General features: G+C 66.3%; 18 protein-coding genes. 8 read left to right on the top strand and 10 right to left on the bottom strand.

Annotated features, from left to right (window positions below):
• Window positions 1-3: 3 nt before the first annotated feature.
• Genes pcaG through pcaC form a run of 3 tightly spaced genes read right to left on the bottom strand, consistent with a single transcriptional unit; the run spans window position 4 to window position 1,749 of the window.
• Window positions 4-612, bottom strand: coding sequence for a protocatechuate 3,4-dioxygenase subunit alpha (pcaG, locus tag LL06_RS16865; protein ID WP_035529471.1), 609 nt, complete (start codon window positions 610-612; stop codon window positions 4-6).
• A gap of 1 nt (window position 613) precedes the next feature.
• Window positions 614-1,357 carry a protocatechuate 3,4-dioxygenase subunit beta gene (gene pcaH, locus LL06_RS16860; RefSeq protein WP_035529468.1) on the bottom strand — a complete coding sequence of 248 codons (744 nt, stop codon included), beginning with the start codon at window positions 1,355-1,357 and terminating at the stop codon, window positions 614-616.
• A complete protein-coding gene (pcaC, locus tag LL06_RS16855) occupies window positions 1,354-1,749 on the bottom strand; it encodes a 4-carboxymuconolactone decarboxylase (RefSeq protein ID WP_035529464.1) in 396 nt (131 codons plus the stop codon). The genes pcaH and pcaC overlap by 4 nt, the downstream gene beginning before the upstream one ends.
• 97 nt (window positions 1,750-1,846) lie before the next feature.
• Here pcaC and pcaQ point away from each other — a divergent pair, with 97 nt between their 5' ends.
• Both pcaQ and LL06_RS16845 read left to right on the top strand, forming a co-directional pair.
• The gene (gene pcaQ / locus LL06_RS16850; RefSeq protein WP_035529461.1) at window positions 1,847-2,764 is read left to right on the top strand and encodes a pca operon transcription factor PcaQ; all 918 of its coding nucleotides are present in this window, start codon (window positions 1,847-1,849) and stop codon (window positions 2,762-2,764) included.
• Between the two features lie 86 nt (window positions 2,765-2,850).
• Window positions 2,851-3,630, top strand: a complete 780-nt coding sequence (locus LL06_RS16845) for a DeoR/GlpR family DNA-binding transcription regulator (RefSeq protein ID WP_035529459.1) — start codon at window positions 2,851-2,853, stop codon at window positions 3,628-3,630.
• On the opposite strand, the gene LL06_RS16840 is transcribed toward LL06_RS16845, so the two are convergent.
• The gene (locus tag LL06_RS16840; RefSeq protein ID WP_152599650.1) at window positions 3,627-4,421 is read right to left on the bottom strand and encodes a pyrroline-5-carboxylate reductase dimerization domain-containing protein; all 795 of its coding nucleotides are present in this window, start codon (window positions 4,419-4,421) and stop codon (window positions 3,627-3,629) included. The two genes, LL06_RS16845 and LL06_RS16840, sit on opposite strands and share 4 nt — an antisense overlap.
• 466 nt (window positions 4,422-4,887) lie before the next feature.
• On the opposite strand from LL06_RS16840, the gene LL06_RS16835 reads away from it, so the two are divergent.
• Window positions 4,888-6,036, top strand: coding sequence for an efflux RND transporter periplasmic adaptor subunit (locus LL06_RS16835; protein WP_035529457.1), 1,149 nt, complete (start codon window positions 4,888-4,890; stop codon window positions 6,034-6,036).
• Window positions 6,033-9,173: an efflux RND transporter permease subunit gene (locus LL06_RS16830; protein ID WP_035529454.1), complete on the top strand. Its 3,141-nt coding sequence runs from the start codon at window positions 6,033-6,035 to the stop codon at window positions 9,171-9,173. Before LL06_RS16835 ends, LL06_RS16830 begins: the two co-directional genes overlap by 4 nt.
• A gap of 85 nt (window positions 9,174-9,258) precedes the next feature.
• On the opposite strand, the gene LL06_RS16825 is transcribed toward LL06_RS16830, so the two are convergent.
• Window positions 9,259-10,230, bottom strand: a complete 972-nt coding sequence (locus tag LL06_RS16825) for an SLAC1 anion channel family protein (protein ID WP_152599649.1) — start codon at window positions 10,228-10,230, stop codon at window positions 9,259-9,261.
• Window positions 10,231-10,613: 383 nt separating this feature from the next.
• On the opposite strand from LL06_RS16825, the gene LL06_RS16820 reads away from it, so the two are divergent.
• From LL06_RS16820 to LL06_RS16805, 4 genes are read left to right on the top strand one after another with little or no spacing between them, the layout of a single operon-like run.
• Window positions 10,614-11,735, top strand: a complete 1,122-nt coding sequence (locus LL06_RS16820; protein ID WP_280114122.1) for an ABC transporter ATP-binding protein — start codon at window positions 10,614-10,616, stop codon at window positions 11,733-11,735.
• On the top strand, window positions 11,732-12,628 hold the full coding sequence (locus LL06_RS16815; RefSeq protein WP_035529447.1) for an ABC transporter permease: 897 nt from the start codon (window positions 11,732-11,734) through the stop codon (window positions 12,626-12,628). Before LL06_RS16820 ends, LL06_RS16815 begins: the two co-directional genes overlap by 4 nt.
• Window positions 12,625-13,458, top strand: a complete 834-nt coding sequence (locus LL06_RS16810) for an ABC transporter permease (protein ID WP_052161664.1) — start codon at window positions 12,625-12,627, stop codon at window positions 13,456-13,458. The genes LL06_RS16815 and LL06_RS16810 overlap by 4 nt, the downstream gene beginning before the upstream one ends.
• Before the next feature lie 33 nt (window positions 13,459-13,491).
• The gene (locus LL06_RS16805; RefSeq protein ID WP_035529511.1) at window positions 13,492-14,559 is read left to right on the top strand and encodes an extracellular solute-binding protein; all 1,068 of its coding nucleotides are present in this window, start codon (window positions 13,492-13,494) and stop codon (window positions 14,557-14,559) included.
• 76 nt (window positions 14,560-14,635) lie between these two features.
• On the opposite strand, the gene LL06_RS16800 is transcribed toward LL06_RS16805, so the two are convergent.
• The 5 genes from LL06_RS16800 to LL06_RS16780 form a co-directional block, all read right to left on the bottom strand.
• Complete coding sequence (locus LL06_RS16800; RefSeq protein ID WP_081964030.1) at window positions 14,636-15,496, bottom strand: ABC transporter permease; 861 nt, start codon at window positions 15,494-15,496, stop codon at window positions 14,636-14,638.
• A complete protein-coding gene (locus LL06_RS16795) occupies window positions 15,486-16,256 on the bottom strand; it encodes an ABC transporter ATP-binding protein (protein WP_035529444.1) in 771 nt (256 codons plus the stop codon). The genes LL06_RS16800 and LL06_RS16795 overlap by 11 nt, the downstream gene beginning before the upstream one ends.
• Window positions 16,257-16,338: 82 nt before the next feature.
• Window positions 16,339-17,373: an ABC transporter substrate-binding protein gene (locus tag LL06_RS16790; RefSeq protein WP_081964029.1), complete on the bottom strand. Its 1,035-nt coding sequence runs from the start codon at window positions 17,371-17,373 to the stop codon at window positions 16,339-16,341.
• Window positions 17,374-17,653: 280 nt separating this feature from the next.
• A complete protein-coding gene (locus LL06_RS16785; protein WP_035529438.1) occupies window positions 17,654-17,887 on the bottom strand; it encodes a hypothetical protein in 234 nt (77 codons plus the stop codon).
• Window positions 17,888-17,943: 56 nt separating this feature from the next.
• Window positions 17,944-19,149 (bottom strand): aminomethyltransferase family protein, encoded by a 1,206-nt coding sequence (locus LL06_RS16780; RefSeq protein WP_035529435.1) that lies wholly within the window; start codon window positions 19,147-19,149, stop codon window positions 17,944-17,946.
• Window position 19,150 lies beyond the last annotated feature (1 nt).

Raw genomic sequence — 19,150 nt, 5'->3', positions numbered from 1 at the left:
TCCTCAGATGTCGAAGAATACGGTTTCCTGCGGGCCTTGCAGGTGGATGTCGTGGCTGTAGCGGCCGGCGCCGCCCTTGGAGATCAGCGTCGCTACCCGGTCGCGGTGCTCGATGCGGCCAAGCACCGGATCGGCGGCATTGGCGTCAAGCTCGTCCTCGAAATAGATCCGCGTGTTGAGGCCCAGATTGATGCCGCGGGCGACGATCCAGAGGTTGATGTGCGGCGCCTGCAGCCTGCCGTCGGGGAAGGGCACGCGGCCCGGCTTGATCGTGTCGAAGCGGAACAGGCCGGTCTCAGCGTCGGCGGGCGAGCGGCCCCAGCCGCAGAAATCCGCGGTGGCCTTGGCATGGTGGACGCCGTCGGCGTCGGCCTGCCAGATTTCCACCAGCGCGTCCCTAATGAGATTGCCGCCGCCGTCGAAGACCCGGCCCTCGAGCGTGATGCGCTCACCCTTGGTCCGGTCGCCGACCATGGTCGTTCCGAGGTCGGTGGCATAGACGCCCCCGATGCCGCAGAAATTGGGCGTGAGCCCGATATGGACGTAAGGGCCGGCGGTCTGCGACGGCGATTCCCTGAGGGGGTAGAGCGGTGTGTCGGTCGGACGCGTCATCTCAGTTTCCCTCCATCCGGTTCTCGAACAGCGTCGAGCGGCTGCCGCGCAGGACGATGTCGAAGCGGTAGGCGAGCGCATCCATCGGCGCGCTGGCGTTCATGTCGAGCCGGGCGGTGAGCTGGTCGACCGCCCTCGGATCGTTGATGGTGCGCACGATCGGGCAGCGGGCGATCAGCGGATCGCCCTCGAAATACATCTGGGTGATCAGCCGCTGGGCGAAGCCGTGGCCGAAGACCGAGAAATGGATATGCGCCGGACGCCAGTCGTTGGGCCCGTTCGGCCAGGGGTAGGGGCCGGGGCGGACGGTGCGGAAGGAGTAAGCACCGTCCTCGCCGGAAATCGTCCGGCCGCAGCCGCCGAAATTGGGATCGAGCGGGGCGAGGTAGCCGTCCTTCTTGTGGCGGTAGCGTCCCCCCGCATTGGCCTGCCAGAACTCGACGAGGACATTCGGCACCGGCTGGCCGCGCTCGTCGAGCACCCGGCCCTCGACGATGATGCGCTCGCCGATGGCGCTCATGCCGGGGCTCGCGAAATTGAGCACCAGGTCATTGTCGAGCGGGCCGAGCATGTCGTGGCCGAAGGCCGGGCCGGTGGTTTCCGACAGAGAATTGCCGAAGGCCACCAGCGGCTTGGCGGGCGAGCGCAGCACCGAGGTCTTGTAGTCGGGCGTCAACGCCTTGGGGTGCCAGGAGCGGTCGCGGGGGAAGAAATTGGCGACGGGCGGACGGTTGGAGGAGGTCATGGCCGGGCCTCCCGGCTTTCCGCCGCCATCTCCGAAAGCGTGCGCTTGGCGATGCGGATGGCGGTGTTGGCGGCGGGCACGCCGGCATAGATCGCCACGTGCAGCAGCGCCTCGCGGATGTCGCTCTCGCTGGCGCCGGTGTTGGCGGTGGCGCGGATGTGCAGGGCGAGTTCCTCTTCCTGGCCGAGGGCTGCCAGCAGCGCGATGGTCACCATCGAGCGCTCCCGGTGGCTCCAGTCGGGGCGCGACCAGACCCGTTCCCAGGCGCTGGCGGTGATCAGGTCCTGGAACGGCGCGTCGAATTCGCTGGACCTGGCGAACGCCGCATCGACATGCGCATCGCCCAGCACGGCGCGGCGCGTGCGCTCGCCTTTAGACTTGGTGTCGGCCATCCGGTCCTCCCGTTCCGCTCCATCCTCGGTTTCACTTTACATAGTGGAATGGAAATGAATAATGATTTTTCGACCTTTAACTCATCCCGGTATTGTTATGGATATCTCGCGGCGCATCAAGATCCGGCATCTGGAAGCCTTCGTCGAAGTGGCGCGGCAGAAGAGCGTCGGCCGCGCCGCCATCACCCTGTCGCTGACCCAGCCGGCGGTGACGCGGACCATCCGCGAGCTCGAGGAGATCGTCGGCGCGGCGCTGATCGAGCGCGAGGGGCGGGGGATCCGGCTGTCGCACCAGGGCGAGGTGTTCCTGTCGCATGCCGGATCCGGCCTGGCCGCCGTCCGCGGCGGGATCGCGGCGCTCGCCAATGTCGCCACCACCACGGGGCCGCCGGTGCGGATCGGCGCGCTGCCGACCGTCTCGGCGACGATCATGCCGGGCGCCGTCGCCGAGTTCCTGGCTTCGGGGCTGAAAAGCCCGCTCCGGGTCGTCACCGGGGAAAACCGGGTGCTGCTCGATCAGTTGCGCAAGGCCGATCTCGACCTGGTGATGGGGCGCATGCCGGCGCCCGAGAACATGGCGAGCCTCCGCTTCGAACCGCTCTACCGCGACCGGGTGGTGTTCGTCGTCGCCCGCAGCCATCCGCTCGCCGGGCTGCGGCAGGTGAGCGCCGACATCCTGGCGCGGCACCCGGTGCTCACCCCGCCCGAGGGCTCGATCATCCATCCCTTCGTCGAGCGGCTGATCCTCGAACAGGGCATGGCGCGTCCGGTCAAGGCGATCGAGACGGTGTCGGACAGTTTCGGCCGCGCCTTCCTGCGGGCGAGCGACGCGATCTGGATCATCTCGCGGGGCGTGGTCGCGGCCGAGATCGCCTCGGGCGAGTTCGTCGAACTGCCGATCGACACCGGCTCGACCATGGGCGCGGTGGGCCTGATCACGCGGGACGCCGACCGGCCGCATGACGCGGCGGTGTTCTTCGCCGATCTGCTGAGACGGCGCACGGCCGGCGGCTGAGCGGTCCGGGCCGACAGGCGCATTTTGACTTTCGTTTCTTTCGTTTTAAACTGGACGCGAAATCAACCCTCTCCGGATTCCCCGCCATGTACCTCGCTCCGCGCCATTCCGAGATCATCGACCTCGCCCGGACCGAGGGCCGCGTGCTGGTCGATGATCTCGCGGCACGTTTCGCGGTCACGCCGCAGACGATCCGCAAGGACCTCAACGATCTGTGCGACCGGCAACTCCTGATGCGCATCCATGGCGGCGCCATCCTGCCTTCGGGCACGCAGAACATGGAATACGCCCAGCGCGGCAAGATCGCGGCGGAGGAGAAGAGCGCCATCGGCGAGGCGGCCGCGGCGCTGATCCCCGACAACGCCTCGCTGTTCATCAATATCGGCACCACCACCGAGGCCGTCAGCCAGGCGCTGCTGCGGCACGGGCGGTTGATGATCATCACCAACAACATCAATGTCGCCAACCGGATGCGGCCCTTCGCGCAGTTCGAGGTGGTGATCGCCGGCGGCGTGGTGCGGGCGTCGGACGGCGGCATCGTCGGCGAGGCGGCGGTGGATTTCATCCGCCAGTTCAAGGTCGACTACGCGGTCATCGGCGCCTCCGCCATCGACCATGACGGCGCGCTGCTCGATTACGACTTCCGCGAGGTCAAGGTGGCGCAGGCGATCATTGCCAATGCGCGGCAGGTGATCCTGGTCGCCGATTCGACCAAGTTCGAGCGTACCGCGCCGGTCCGGATCGGTCATCTCGACCAGGTCGACACCTTCGTCACCGACCAGTGCCCCAACGACAAGATCCGCCAGATCTGCCGCGACTGCGACGTGCATCTGGTCGAGACCATGCCGCATGCGAAGGACGGCTAGCCCAGGCTGCGCGCCTTTCGCACGGCGGCGTCGAGCCCCTCGGCGATTGCCTCCCGGATCGGCGAGTTGCCCATGGCGCTGAGCCCCGCCGCGGTGGTGCCGGCGTAGTCGATCATCTGCCGCACATGGTCGGCGGGAGAGGCCTGCCCATGGGCGAGCATGGCGCCGGCGGAAAAGAACAACTGCCGGATGGCGCGGTCGGCGACAGCCGGCGCAATGCCGGCCTTGACGGCGTAGTCGATCATGCAGTCGGCATAGAAGGCGACGAAGCCCGGCACCGGCCCGGTCATTGCCGTGAAATGGTCAAGATGGGCCTCGTCATCGACCTCGTCGGTGAGGCCGCAGGCCGAAAAGATCCGCGTGACCACGGCCCGGTCGGCCGGACCGACGGCCGGCGCAGCCGCCCAGGGGCTGTAGGCAAGGCCGAGCTCGGCGGCGGGGCTGCTCATGGCGCGGACGACGCGATCCGACCCGGTCATGGCCTGGAGCCGGTCGAGCGTGACGCCCGCCATCACCGAGATCACCAGCTTTGCCGGAACATCCATGCCGATGTCAGGCGCCAGGGCCGGGGGGACGGAGAGAATGACAATGTCGCAGGCCTCACCCAGGCGGGCATTGTCCGTCGTCACCTCGACCTCCGGGAACTGCTCGAAACCCGCCTTGCCGCCGCTGCGGTTGGAAATCCAGAGGTCCGAGGCGGGCAGGGCCATGCGGTCCAGGAGCGCGTGCGCGATGGCGCGGCCGAGCATGCCCGAGCCGCCTATGATGCCAATTTTTGGCAGGTCCGTCATCCATACTCCTCCCAACGGTCGCTCGACAGGGTCGCGGCATTGCGATCCTATCAAACCGGCCGGGATTGGGAACCTGTCATGACGAGAGGTTGGAGGAATGCGGTGCGCGACGCGCCGGGGCGAAGACGATGCTTGCGGGAAGCCGCGCACGCGGTCTGCGGAACCGGCAAAAGGGGGAACGAAAGGGCTCGTGTGTGCGCCCTGTGCCGAAGCAAAAGTGGTTCCGCGGCCTATATAAGCTGTTTTTTATCTGTTGCCGTGAAGCCACCAATGCCGGCCAACAAAGCTTGGCAACGAAAATTTACCCAGCTTGTTCTTTTTAGACCTTCGTCGTGTGACTATATAGCCCGGAAGCGAGACCCTGACCGCAGAGCGCGGTCGTCAGCATGCGCGGTTCCAGACGCTGCAGATTGAGGTTTGTCTGCCTGGTTCTCGCGCCGGTATTTTTTTGAGAGCGGATTTCTTCATGGCCATGCCAAGGTTTCATACCGTCGCAGCTTTTGTCGTGCTGGCCGTTTCGGCCGCGTGGGTGCTGACGGGCGAGTTTTCGGCCATCGGCAGCGCCGCCCAGGATCCCGAGGCCACGCCCGAGCTGGAGCAGCCGGCCGCGCCCGCCCTGCAGCAGAAGGCGCTGCGCACGGTGGCGGTGACCACGCCCGAATTCATCGAGCACAGCCGCATCATCCGGATTTCCGGGGTGACGGCGCCGGACAAGCGCACGACGCTGGCCACCCGCAGCGCCGGCATCCTGGGCGAGCTCAAGGTCGAGAAGGGCGACAAGGTCGCGGCCGGCGACGTCGTTCTGGTGCTCGACGGCACGGAGAAGCAGTCGATGGTGGAGACCGCCCGGGCCCTGCTCGACCAGCGCCAGAAGGAAGCCGACAACGTCGAGCGGCTGGTCAAGGAGGGCATCACCCCCACCACGCAGATCGACAGCGCCCGCTCGGCGCTGGCGTCGGCGCGCTCGCAGCTCGAGGCGGCCCAGGCCGAGGTCGACCGGCTCACGGTCATAGCCCCGTTTTCGGGCGTGATCGACCAGGTCATGGTCGAGGAAGGAAGCTGGCTGCCGTCCGGCGAGGCGGTCGCGGTGCTGCTGCAGCTTGACCCGGTGGTGGCCAAGGGCGAAGTCAGCGAGCGCGAGATCGTCCATGTCGGGGTCGGCAGCGAGGCAGATGTGCGGCTGATCAGCGGCGACATTGTCTCCGGCACCGTGCGCCATGTCAGCCTTGAGGCAACCGCCGGCACCCGCACCTTCCCGGTCGAGGTCGCCATCCCCAATCCGGACAATTCGGTGCCCGCCGGCATGACCGCCGAGATCATGATCAAGGCCGAGACCGTCACCGCGGTGAGGCTGCCGCGCTCGGTGGTCACGCTCGACGCGGCCGGCAATCTCGGCCTGCGCATCCTCAAGGCCGATTCCACCGTGGGCTTCGTGCCGATCGACCTGATCGACGATTCGCCGGAGGGCCTGGTGCTGAGCGGCGTTCCGCTGGACGCCAAGATCATCGTCGCCGGGCAGGACCTGGTGAGCGAGGGCGACACGGTCCATGCGGTGCCCGCCGACGCGACGCTGATGACCGGAGCGACCGTCAAGCAGGCGGAGAAACTGCAATGAATTTCGTCGACGTCGCCATCCGCAATGCGCGGCTGACGCTCGCGGTCCTTCTGTTCCTGGTCGTCGCCGGGTCGATGGCCTATGTCTCGATCCCCAAGGAAGCCGAGCCCGACGTCCAGATCCCGATCATCTATGTGAGCATGACCTATCAGGGGATTTCGCCCGAGGATTCGGAGAGGCTGCTGCTCAGGCCGGTCGAAACCCGGCTGAAGAACGTCACCGGCGTCAAGCAGATGCGCTCCACCGCCTACCAGGGCGGCGGCAACGTGGTGATCGAGTTCATGGCCGGCGCCGACCTCGGCAAGGCGCTCGACGACGTGCGCAACAAGGTCTCAGACGCCAAGCCGGACCTGCCGGAGGGCGCGGACGAGCCGACGGTCAACGAGGTCAACATCTCCGAGTTCCCGGTGCTGGTGGTGACGCTGGCGGGCGACGTGCCCGAGCGCGCGCTGACGCGGGCGGCGCGGGAACTGCGCGACCGGATCGAGGAGGTCGGCGGCGTGCTCGACGCCTCGCTGCAGGGCGCGCGCGACGACCTGGTCGAGGTGATCATCGACCCGGTGAAGCTGTCGTCCTACGGCATGCAGCTCGACCAGCTCATCGCCGGCGTCAACGCGTCGAACTCGGTGGTGGCCGCGGGCGCGCTCGAGGGCGAGGAGGGCCGCTACGCGGTCAAGGTGCCGCTGCTCATCGAAACCGTCGAGGATGTCGCCAACCTGCCGATCATCGCCGGCTCCAACGCGGTGGTGCGGGCGCGCGATCTCGCCACCATCCGCTCGACCTTCAAGGACGCCGAGACCATCACGAGGCTCAACGGCGAACCGGCGATCGCCATCGAAGTCTCCAAGCGCACCGGCGCGAACCTGATCGAGACCGTGGACGCGGTCAAGGTGGTGGCCAACGAGTTCAAGACGCTGCTGCCCGAGGGCGCCTCCATCGGCTTCAGCCAGGACAAGTCGACCTCCATCCGGCAGTTGCTGGGGGACCTGCAGAACTCGGTGCTGACCGCGGTGATCCTGGTGTTCATCGTCATTCTCTACGCGCTGTCGGGGCGGGCGTCGCTGCTGATCGGCTTTGCCATTCCCGCCTCGTTCCTGATGGGCATCCTGGCACTGTCGCTGGCGGGCCTGACGGTCAACATCGTGGTGCTGTTCAGCCTGATCCTGGCGGTGGGCATGCTGGTTGACGACGCCATCATCGTCACCGAATTCGCCGAACGGCGGATGAGCGAGGGCTTGAATCGGCGCGACGCCTTCTCGCTCGCCGCCAAGCGCATGGCGGGGCCGGTGGTCGCGGCGACGCTCACGCGCGTGGCGGCGTTCTCGCCGCTGCTGTTCTGGCCCGGCATGGTCGGCGAGTTCATGAAATACATGCCGATCACGCTGATCGCGACGCTGTCGGCGTCGTTGCTCTATGCGCTGGTGTTCACGCCGACGCTGGGCGCCATGTTCGCCAAGCCGACGATCGAGACCGGTCCGCAGCGCGACGGGCTCTACATGAAGTTCGTCAGCCGCGCCGTGCGCCATCCCTTCATCGTCGTGTTCTTCACGCTGGCCGCGCTGATCGTGGTTCCGGTCGCCTACGGCAAATACGGCAAGGGCGTCGAGTTCTTCCCCAATGTCGAGCCCGACTACGGTCTGCTCTACGTGCATGCGCGCGGCAATCTCTCGCTCGAGGAGAAGGATGCGGCGGTCCGCGCGGTCGAGCAGCGGATCATTGGCTGGCCGGGGCTGACCAGCGTCTACACCCGCGTGGGCAAGGTCGGCGGCGGCGGCAACAGCGTCGCCGAGGATGTGGTTGGCGTCATCCAGTACGAATTCGTCGACTGGCGGGAGCGCAAGCCCGCGGGCGAGATCCTCGATGATTTCCGCCGCGAACTCACCGGCTTTCCCGGCGTCGACATCGAGGTGCAGGTTCCCCAGGGCGGCCCGCCGACCGGCAAGGCGATCCAGATCCAGCTTTCGGCCGCCGATCCGGCCGGATTGCCCGACGTGGCGCGCAGGGTGGCGGCGCAGCTCGAGGCCACGCCCGGCGTGATCGATGTCTCCGACGGCCTGCCGCCGCCCGGCGTCGATTGGGAAATCAAGGTCAACCGCTCGGTGGCCGCGCGCTACGGCATCGGCCCCTCGTCGGTTGGCACCGTGGTGCAGCTCGTCACCACCGGCCTGAAGCTGACCGACTACCGGCCCGCGGGCGCCGACGACGCCGTCGACATAAGGCTCCGGCTGCCGGAGGACCGGCGGACGCTGTCGACGCTCGACGATCTCAGGATCGAGACCAGCCAGGGCTCGGTGCCGATCTCCAATTTCGTCACGCGCGAAGCCGCGCCGAGCGTCGGCACGCTGACGCGGATCGACGGGGTGCGCACGATCACCGTGGAAGCCGGGATCAGCGAAGGCATCCAGGCCGATCCGGTGCGCAAGGGCATCGTCGCGGAGCTGGAGAAGGCGGACCTCAACGCGATGGGCATCCGCTGGAAGCTCGCCGGCGAGGACGAAGAGCAGAAGGCGGCGGGCGAGTTTTTGAGCAAGGCCTTCGGCGCGGCGATCTTCCTGATCTTCATCGTGCTCCTGGCCCAGTTCAACAACTTCCTGTCAGTGGCGCTGGTGCTGTCGGCGGTGGTGATGTCGACCATCGGCGTGTTCCTGGGCCTTTTGATCATGGGCCAGCCGCTCGGCATCGTCATGACCGGCATCGGCATCATCGCGCTGGCGGGCGTGGTGGTGAACAACAACATCGTGCTGATCGACACCTACGACCATCTCAGGCGCGAGGGCAGCGACAAGCTCGACGCCATTCTCGAGACCTGCCGCGAGCGCGCGCGTCCGGTGGTGCTGACCGCCATGACCGCGATTCTGGGCGTGCTGCCGATCGCCTTCGGCGTCAACCTCGAGCTGATGGCGCACGAGACCACCTATGGCGCGCCGTCGACGCAATGGTGGATTTCGCTTTCGAGCGCGATCGTCTTCGGCCTGGCCTTCTCGACCATCCTCACGCTGGTGGTGACGCCGTCGCTGCTGATGATCGTCACGCGCTCGAAGAACAGCAAGATCACCGCCTGGTGGCAGCGAATGAAGGCGCGCGTCGGTCTGGGCCGCAAGCGGGACGCCGCCGGCGCGGCGGAACCCGCGGAATAGCGGTCCGTCACTGATAAAGCCTCAAAGGGCGCCGGCATGGCGATGCCGGCGCCCTTTTCTCGTGATCGGTCCAGTTAGGGCGCGCCTATTCCGGCTGGCAGATGGCCTTGGCGCGGATGGCCTGCGCGGTGCGCACCGCCAGGGTCGCCACCGCCAGCGCCAGCACCGCGGTGAGGCCGAAGCCCACCATCCGGTGCGGCTCCGAGCCGGTCTCGCGGGCGAAGACGAAGGAGGCGACCGACAGCGCCGCCACCGGGAAGGTGAGCGCCCACCAGGACAAAGCGAAGGGCAGGCGGAAGAAGCGCGGCGCCTGGGTGAGCACGATCAGCGCGAAGACATAGCCGATATTGAGGAGAATCCGGGCGAAGGCGTCGACGTCGCCGGTCAGCCGCACCCAGGCGACGAAGGCCACCGCCGGCGGGGCGATCAGGATCACCAGCGTCGGCATCAGCCGCGAGGGCAGCGGCTCGTGGAAGATCAGCCGGTTCATCACCAGGGTGAGCAGCACGATCCAGAACAGGAGCCCCGCCGAGAAGAACAGCCAGGACAGCTCCACCGCGCCGAAGCCGACTCCGGCCAGCGGCACCACCACATTGCCCACCGCCGGGATGAACCAGGCGGGCGACAGGTGGATCGGCTGGAACGGGCGGTGGCCGATCCAGTTGGCGACGACGCTGAGCGCCAGGATTCCCTGCGCCGCGACGCCCAGGCTCCAGACGCCATAGGCGAGACCTGGCATGCGCGGGGCAAGCGCCGTGCCGAGCAGCAAGAGCGAGATCGATATGGTCGGGAAGAAGGCGATGCGGACCGGGTGGTTCCACTCGGCCCTGACCGCGGCGGGGTGGCGGACAAGCTTGAGGCCGTAGAAGACCGCCAGCACGGCGAAGACTGCCACCGCCGCGCCGAGAATGAACTGCGAGGCGGCGCCCGAGGCGCCAGCGGCCTGTTCGGCCGCCGTCATCGCCAGGACCAGGCCCAGCAGGCCCATCATCACGGCAAAGAAGGTCACCGGGAAATTCTCAAGCCGGTCCGGCTTGGCAATCGACATGTCGACCATGGTGCGAACGGATCCTTTATTTCAGCGCCGGCAACGATGTGCCCGAGGCAATATAAAAGATCCTTGATATAAATCAAAGCTGCACGTGCGATTGCGCTAATGCGCTGTTACCGCACCGCAAATCGCGGCCGGAGGCAGCGGCCTCGGGCCAGCGGCGGGCGACCCGCAGGGGCTCCCGGCGCCCGCGCGCCGCTCCGGACCGGGCGGGACAGGGCCGCAAAGTCCGGCCTTTGCCTTGACATTGCTGGCTAATTGCTGAACGATCATTCAATATCTAATTGCCGGTAAAATGGTGAAAATTGCATCTTCTCAAGGCCTTGCAAGCCGCAGGCGAAGTTCGTCGCGAGCGATCGGGAAAGATGCAGAGTCTTCAAGGAGCGCCTTTGAATACATCGACACCATCTTCCACTCTCTCCCCGGCGCAAGACCAGTGCGCGGTCTCGGTCCGGTCGCTCAGCAAGGTGTTTGGAAGCGGCGCGCATGCCTTCCGGGCGCTGGACGATGTGTCGGTCGACATCCGGAAGAACGAGTTCTTCACCTTGCTCGGCCCCTCGGGCTGCGGCAAGACGACCCTGCTGCGGCTGATCGCGGGCTTCGAGCAGCCCACTTCCGGGGCGGTTCTGCTCGACGGGGAGGATCTCTCGGCCAAGCCGCCCTATCAGCGCCCGGTCAACACGGTGTTCCAGAACTACGCGCTGTTTCCGCACATGACGGTGAGCCAGAACATCTCGTTCGGGCTCGAGATGCTCGGCCGCCCAAGCGACGAGATCAAGCGCGTGACGGAGGACATGCTGCGGCTGGTGCGGCTCGAATCCATGGCCGACCGGCGCATTACCCAGATTTCCGGCGGCCAGCAGCAGCGCGTGGCGCTGGCCCGCGCGCTCGCGCCGCATCCCAAGGTGCTGCTGCTCGACGAGCCGCTGTCGGCGCTGGACCTGCAGTTGCGCAAGGACATGCAGCTCGAGCTCAAGCGGCTGCAGACCGACACCGGCATCACCTTCGTGTTCGTGACCCACGACCAGGACGAGGCGCTGACCATGTCCGACCGCATCGCGGTGATGAATGGCGGCGAGATCCTGCAAATAGGGACGCCGCGCGAGATCTACGACAAGCCGCAGCACCGTTTCGTCGCGGGCTTCATCGGCGAGATCAACCTGGTTCCCGTGCAGGCAATGGGCGGGCAGGACTACGCCATCTCCGGCGTCGGCACGCTCAGGGCGGATGACGCATCGGCGGCGGCCAAGGGCGGCCGCGCGGTGCTCGCGATCCGTCCCGAGCGCATCGCCCTGTCAGCGCCCTCGGCCGGCACCTTGCCCGGGGTGGTGACCAACGTCGTCTATCACGGCACCGACACGATCTTTCACCTCAAGCTCGCCGACGGGCTGGAACTGCGCGCCCGCTCGCAGAACAACACGGCGAAGATCCAGTCCTTCGCCAAGGGCGATCACGTCGGCTGGTCGGTCGACGCGGCTTCCGTCTCCGTTCTGGCCGACGACCCGTCATGAGCCGGGCGGGCAAGACCATCCTGTTCCGCGCCCTGCTGATCGGGCCGGCGCTGATGGCGATCACCGTGTTCATGATCGTTCCCCTGGCGCTGATGGCCTATATCTCGTTCCGCGGGCGGGACTATTCCGGCGGCGTGCTGTGGGACCAGTTCACACCGGAAGCCTATGTCCGGCTGTTCTTCGAGCGGGAACTCGACGGCACGCTGGCGCTCAATTTCAACTACATGGCCATCATCCTGCGCTCGGTCTGGCTGTCGTTCCTGACCATGGCGATCTCGCTCGCCGTCGGGCTGCCGGTGGCCATGTTCATGGCGACGCGGAACGCCAGGTGGAAGGCGGTGCTGGTGTTCATGGTGACGCTGCCGTTCTGGACCAACCTGCTGGTCAGGAACTACGCCTGGATCCTGTTGTTGCGCGATCACGGCACCATCAATTCGGTGCTGCTGTGGCTCGGCGTCATCTCCGAACCGCTGCCGCTCTTGCACAATTCCTTCGCGGTCGCCGTCGGGCTCACCTATTCGTTCCTGCCCTTCATGGTGCTGCCGATCTATGCGAGCCTCGAGAAGATCGACCTCCGCCTGGTCGAGGCCTCGTTCGATCTCTACGCCACCCGCTGGCAGACCATCCGCCGGATCATCCTGCCGCTCGCCTTTCCGGGCATCGTCGCGGGCTGCGTGCTGGTGTTCGTGCCGGCGCTCGGCGCCTATATCACGCCGGAGCTGCTCGGCGGCGGCAAGACGTTGATGATCGGCAACCTGATCGGCTTCCAGTTCGGCGGCGCGCGCAACTGGCCGTTCGGCGCGGCGCTCGGCCTGTTCCTGCTCCTGCTGGTACTCATCTCGCTCGGGCTCTACGCACGGCGCTACCGCGGCGAACTGGAGGGATCGCAATGAGGCTCAACCCGTTCCGCGCGCGGCCCTTCCCGGGCGACGTCCGGCACTGGCCGGGGCTGTTCACGGCAACGGCGGTGTTCTTCGCCTATGTCTATCTGCCGATCCTGATCCTGATCGCGCTGTCCTTCAACGAGAACCGGACGGTGACGGTCTGGACCGGGTTCTCGCTTGACTGGTACCGCGTGGCCTTTGCCAACCGCGACATCGTCGGGGCGGCGACCAATTCGCTGATCATCGCCTCGGTGGCTTCGGTCAGCGCCACGACGCTCGCGACGCTCGCGGCGCTGCGGATGGCGAGCAACGACCGTTTCCTCGGCAAGGCCGGCATCAACGCGGTCTTCGCGCTGCCGATCACGGTTCCCGAGATCGTGCCGGCGGTGGCGACGCTGATGTTCTTCGCGAGCCTCGGCTTCACCTTCGGGCTCGGCACGGTGATCATCGGCCATATCGTGTTCTGCATCCCGTTTGCCTATCTGCCGATCCGGGCGCGGCTCGAAGGCATGGACCCGAAGATCGGCGAGGCGGCTGCCGACCTCTACGCCAATCCGGTGCGGGCCTTCTGGCGGGTGACGCTGCCGCAACTGGTTCCGGGCATTCTCTCGGGCCTGGTGCTGGCCTTCATCATCTCGCTTGATGATTTCGTCACCACCTTCTTCCTGGGCGGCGCGGGGTCGACCACGCTGCCCATCTACATCTTCGGTCTGGTGAGAACCGGCGTCACGCCGGAGGTCAACGCGATCTCCTCGCTGATGCTGCTCTTGTCGCTCTCTCTAGTCTCCCTGTCGCTCTTTCTGGGACGGGATCAGAATCGGAAAACCGGGCCCGATTGAGACGCCAACGCCCGCACACAATTGGAGAACATCATGATCAGGAACAACAGGGTAGGAAAGCATACAGCCAAACTGCTGGTGGCCACGGCGATCACGCTCACCGCATTCGGCGGCAGCGCGATGGCGGAGGGTGAACTGCATCTTTACAACTGGACGAACTATTTCGCGCCCGAACTGCTGGAGCGCTTCGAGAAGGAAACCGGCACCAAGGTCAGCGTCGACAATTACGCCTCGGAAGAGGATCTGCTCGCCAAACTGCAGGCCGGCGGCGGCGGCTATGACGTGATCTTTCCCGGCAGCACCACGCTCGGCGTGATGGTCGAGAAGGGCCTGCTCGCCAAGATCGACGTCAACCAGATGGAGAACTTCAAGAACCTGCTGCCGGCGTTTACCACCATGGCGGGCGATGAGAAGCGCGAATATTCCGCGCCCTACATGTGGGGCACGACCGGCTTCACCTATGATCCCGCGCTGGTGCCGGGCGGCAAGCTCGAGGAAAGCTGGAAGGAGCTGTTCGAGCCCAAGGACGAGCTGAAGGGCAAGATCGCCATGCTCAACGAGATGTCGGATGTCTGGAACGCGGCGGCCTATTACACCGGCGTCAGCAAATGCACCGAGGACCCGGCCGAGGCGCAGAAGATCCTCGACGTGCTGATGGCCCAGAAGCCGCATGTGAAGCTCTATTCCAATGACGGCACCATCGACCGCATGATCGCGGGCGAAGTGGCGGTCCACATGCAGTGGAACGGCGCCGCGCACCGGGTCAAGGAAAAGAAGCCGGACGCGGTCTATGTCTATCCCAAGGAAGGCACCACCTTCTGGACCGACGTCATCGCGGTCCCGAAGGACGCGCCGAACATGGAAGCGGCGAAGGCCTTCGTCAACTGGATGATGTCGCCGGAAGTGGCGGCGATCGCATCGAACTACACCGGCTATTCCAACGCGGTGTCGGGCTCGGGCGAATTCCTGAAGGAAGACCTGAGGAACGACCCGGCGGTGAATACGCCCGAGGAGTACAATGAAAGGCTGCGCGCCTTCGAGGCCTGCTCGCCGGCGTCGAAGGACCTGCGCGAAAAGGTCTGGACCAAGCTCAAGTCCTGATCTGAGCTGAACGGATGACAGGCGGGCCGGATCCATCGACGTGGGTCCGGCCCGTTTCGTTTGGTGAGAGCTGTGATCAGGCGCGCCAGCGCAGCAGCCAGCGTTCGGCCCGGCTGATGAGCCAGCCGACGGTGAGCCCCAGCACCGAGAGCATGGCGACGCCGGCGATCAACTGGTCGGTGGCAAACAGCGCGCCCGCCATCAGGATATAGGCGCCGATGCCGAATTCCGCGCCGATCATTTCGGCCGCCACCAGCAGGATGATGGCGATGGAGGCGGAGATGCGGAAGCCCGACAGGATGGCCGGAAGGGCGCCGGGAATGATGATCTTGCGCACGATCGACAGCCAGGACAGGCCGAAGGACTGACCCATGCGGATCAGGTTGCGGTCGACATTGTCGACCCCGCCATAGGTGGCGATGACGGTGGGGAAGAACACGCCGAACAGGATGGTGGCGACCTTGGAGCCTTCACCGATGCCGAACCAGATGATGAACAGCGGCAGCAGCGCGATCTTGGGGATCGGAAACAGCGCCGAGACGAAGGGGGAGACGCCGGCGCGCACGATCGAGAACAGCGCGACGGCGAGCCCGACGGTGACGCCGATCAGGCTGCCGACGCTCCAGCCGATCACCAGCCGGTAGAGACTGGCCGAGAGGTGCTTCCAGATCATGCCGGTCTCGAACAGGTCCGCCATGGCGCCCGCGGCCTCCGACGGGGCGGGGAGCGCAATGTTGGAGATGAAGCCGGTCTGCGAGCCGATCTCCCACAGGATCACCAGAACCACGAACAGGAAAAGCGCCACGAAGCGGTGGCGCGTGTGCACGAAGCCGCCGCCGCGGAACGGCACCGGCTTGACCGCTGCTACATGGCGGTTCTGCTGCAGGTCGGCCGTGGCGCGGCGGGGCTGCTCGAGGTCGGCTGCGTCAAGCGACATCGGACAGCTCCCGGTCGGCGGCGCGGGCCTCGTCGCGCATGGCTTCCCAGAGCCGGCGCTGGATCGCGGTGGTCTCGGCGGGATGATTGATCCGCTCATTGAGCGGAATGTCGATGTCGACGATCTCGCGGATCCGGCCGGGCCGGCGCGACAGCATGACGATGCGGTGGCCGAGCCGCACGGCTTCGGCGAGATTGTGGGTGATGTAGCAGGCGGAGAAGCCGACCTGGCCCCAGAGATCGACCAGGTCGTCCATCAGCAGGTCGCGGGTCTGGCTGTCGAGCGCCGAGAGCGGCTCGTCCATCAGCATCACCGCCGGGTTGACCGACAGCGCCCGGGCGATGGCCACGCGCTGCTTCATGCCGCCCGAGAGCTGCCGTGGCCAGGCGCCGGCGAATTCGCTGAGCTTGGTGCGGGCGAGCACATCGGCGATGATGGCGCGCGCCCGGTCCTTGGGAATGGCATGGTCCTCGAGCACGAGGCTCACATTGCCCTCGACCGTGCGCCAGGGCAGCAGCGCGAAATCCTGGAACACATAGGTGAGCGGATTGAGACTGTCGGCCGGTGGATCTCCGGCGATCAGGGCCGCGCCCGAGTCGGGCTTCTCCAGCCCGCCGAGGATCCGGAGCAGGGTCGACTTGCCGCAGCCCGAAGGGCCGACGATGCAGACGATCTCGCCCGATCCGACCGACAGCGAAATGTCGTTCAGAACCTCAACGTTCCCATAGGAATGGCTGACGCGATCGAGGATCAGTTCCATGGCCGGGTATCCTGGTTGTCATTTCCGGGCGGTCCGCGACGATGACGCCGCGGGCCGCTGTCTCGCTTGTCGGGTCTCGCGCTCAGTAGGCCTCGACGAAGCTGGTGTCGACCAGGTCTTCCATGGTCACGCCTTCGGGCGCCAGCTTCTCGGACTGGAACCACTTGAGCTGGTCCTCGACGCTGGCGACGTTGAGCCTGGCGCCCGAATTGATGCGCATGGCGCCGGCGGCAATCCGCGGGCCGGCCTTGTCGATCGGCTGGTCGGCATAGACATACTGGTGCACCATGCCGGTGATCGCGGCCACGTCGTCGGCGCCCATGGTCTTGTCGACGAAGGCGGCGTTGTAATCGTCGATGCCCTTGGAGAGGCCCGCGAGGAACCGGGTGACGAGCTCGCGGTTGTCGGTGACGTTCCTGGTCGAGGTGAAGACCGTGGTGACCTGGTAATTGTCGATGTAGTCGGAGATCTTGCCGATCTCGACCACTTCGGGTCCCTTGGTCAGCGCGCCGGCGATATTGGGGACGATCGACCAGGCGTCGATCTGGCCGGATTTCAGCGCCGCGATCACGGCCGGCACCTTCTGCATCGGCGTGATCTTGAGCTCGGACCGGTCGAAGCCGGCCTTGTCGGCGATCTTGTGGGCCATGTAGTGGAACGAGGAGCCCTGGGTGGTGACGCCGAAGCTGCGGCCCGCGAGCTTGTCGGGGCTGGTGACGCCCGCGTCATGGGCGGCCTTGGAGACCAGGATCTTCTGGCCCTCGATCTCCGGCGTTTCCTGCAGCGCGCCGCCGATGATGCGCACGGCGCCCTTTTCGGCCAGGCTGATCAGGCCGCCGGAAATGGCAGTCATGCCGAAATCGATGTCGCCCGAGGCGATCGCCACCGCCATCGGCTGGGCCGCCTGGAAGCTCACGAATTCGACGTCGAGATCCTGCTCGTCGAAATAGCCCTTGCCCTCGGCGATGATGCTGGGCGAGTGCGAGGTCAGCGACAGGATGCCGATCTTGATGGCGTCGGCGGCCTGGGCGGCGGGCGTCAAGGCGGCGCCGGCCACCAGGCCGAGGGCCGTGGCGGCAAACATGGAAAGTGCGGTTCTGCGTGTCGTCGTGATCATGAGATCCTCCCGGTTATCGATCGTCGTCTGTTGTCTTCTCTGCGGTCCGGCAGTTCGCCGGTTTGAATGAATGGATCAAGCCTCCCGATCGCGGCACTGCGCCGCCCTGGCTGAAAAACCGTATCTGAGGGATGTCGAAGCCAATCAATGGGTTGGGGGAGAAGGGCCTTGTCCGGTCAAGAATCGGACGGCAACCCGGCGCGCTCCGTTCAGACCCAGCCCCGGCTCCCCGGGTTCTGCAAAGTGTGGAGGGATTTTGTAGGCGGCATCGCGGGACCAGTCAATCGCCGCCGTCGGGCGGCCTGCGGGAGCGGGACACGGCGGCGGGGTCCTCGGAATCGAGATTGCAGCAGATGCGGTAGGCCTCGAGCTCGTCCGCGTCGAGCTTTCCGCGCCGGTAGAAATACATCGCCGCGCCGTAGCGGTGCATGCCCGACCCCGGCACGCCGAGCGGCAGGCGGAGCAGGGCGAGCTGCTCCCGGTCTTCCGCGCTGTCGGCCGCAATCGGCTGCATTGGCGTCTCCAAGTCCGGTCGGCGCCATGCTCGACGACGACCGGATGTCCGGTGTCTCAGTAATCGGCGGGCGGCGTGGCCGACCGGCGGGGATGGACGAAGAAGGGCTTGTCCACCGGCTGGCACCGCGCCATGCGCCGCTGCCAGCGGATTTCCTTCTGCAGGTAGATCTCGACCCAGAGGTCGCCGGCGACCGTCTGGCCGTAGGGCGCGTCGAGCCAGGCATAGGCGATGTTGCGCTTGCAGGTGGGCGACCACAAGGCCGAGGTCACCATGCCCACCTCGCGGGTCTTCCTGTGATAGACCAGCGCATTGTGGGCCGGCTTGTCGCGCTCGATCTCGATCGCCACCAGTTTTCGGCGCGGGGGCTTCTTGGACAGCTCCAGCAGCGCGCGGCGGCCGTTGAAATGCGGCTTGTCGAGCGCCACCAGCCAGTCGAGCCCCAATTCATAGGGCGTGCTGGCGCGATCGGCCCTGAGTACCGTCTGGGCGGAGAGGAAATCGACCTTCGGCAGCAGGAAGCCGGCCTCGATCCGGGCCATCTCCAGCGCCTCGTAGCCGATGACGCGCAGGCCGCGGAGCTTGCCCGCCGCCGTCAGCGCGTCCCAGACCGCGAGCGCATCGGCGGGCTCCATCCACAGCTCGTAGCCGAGATCGCCGGTGAAGCCGGTACGCGAGATGCTGACCTCGGCGCCGGCGATGGTGTAGCCGGCGATGCCGAAGGGCTTCAGTGTCTCGATTCCCGCGAGCCCCAGGTCCTTGAGCAGGGCGCAGGAGGTCGGGCCCTGCAGCGCCAGGCCGGCGATCTCGCGGGTAACGTCGCGGATCTCGACATCGAAGCCCCAGGCGATGTCCTCGAGCCAGGAGAGCTGCGGCTCCTGGCAGCAGAGGCGGAACTCGGTCGCGGAATAGCGGAACACGGTGCCGTCATCGACGACCTGGCCGTCCTCGTCGCACCAGATGCAATAGGCGACGCGGCCGGGCTTGAGCTTTCTGATGTCGCGCGTCACCAGCCGGTTGACCACGCTTTCCGCGTCCGGGCCGGTGATGGCGTATTTGCACATCGGCGAAATGTCGAACAGCGTCGACTGGTTGCGGATGGCGAAATACTCGAACTCGACCGTGTCGAGCACGGAGGGCGAGGCGTAGCCCATCCAGTTCATCCAGGCCCGCTGGCGGTTGTGGGCGACGAGGCGCTCGTGAAACGGGCCGGGCTCGAGGCCCAGATGGACGAGCGGGGCGGATGTTGCGGTGGCTTGCATG

Source organism: Hoeflea sp. BAL378 (assembly GCF_000759435.1).
Taxonomy (GTDB): domain Bacteria; phylum Pseudomonadota; class Alphaproteobacteria; order Rhizobiales; family Rhizobiaceae; genus Hoeflea.
This window is presented reverse-complemented; position numbering and strand designations above follow the sequence as displayed.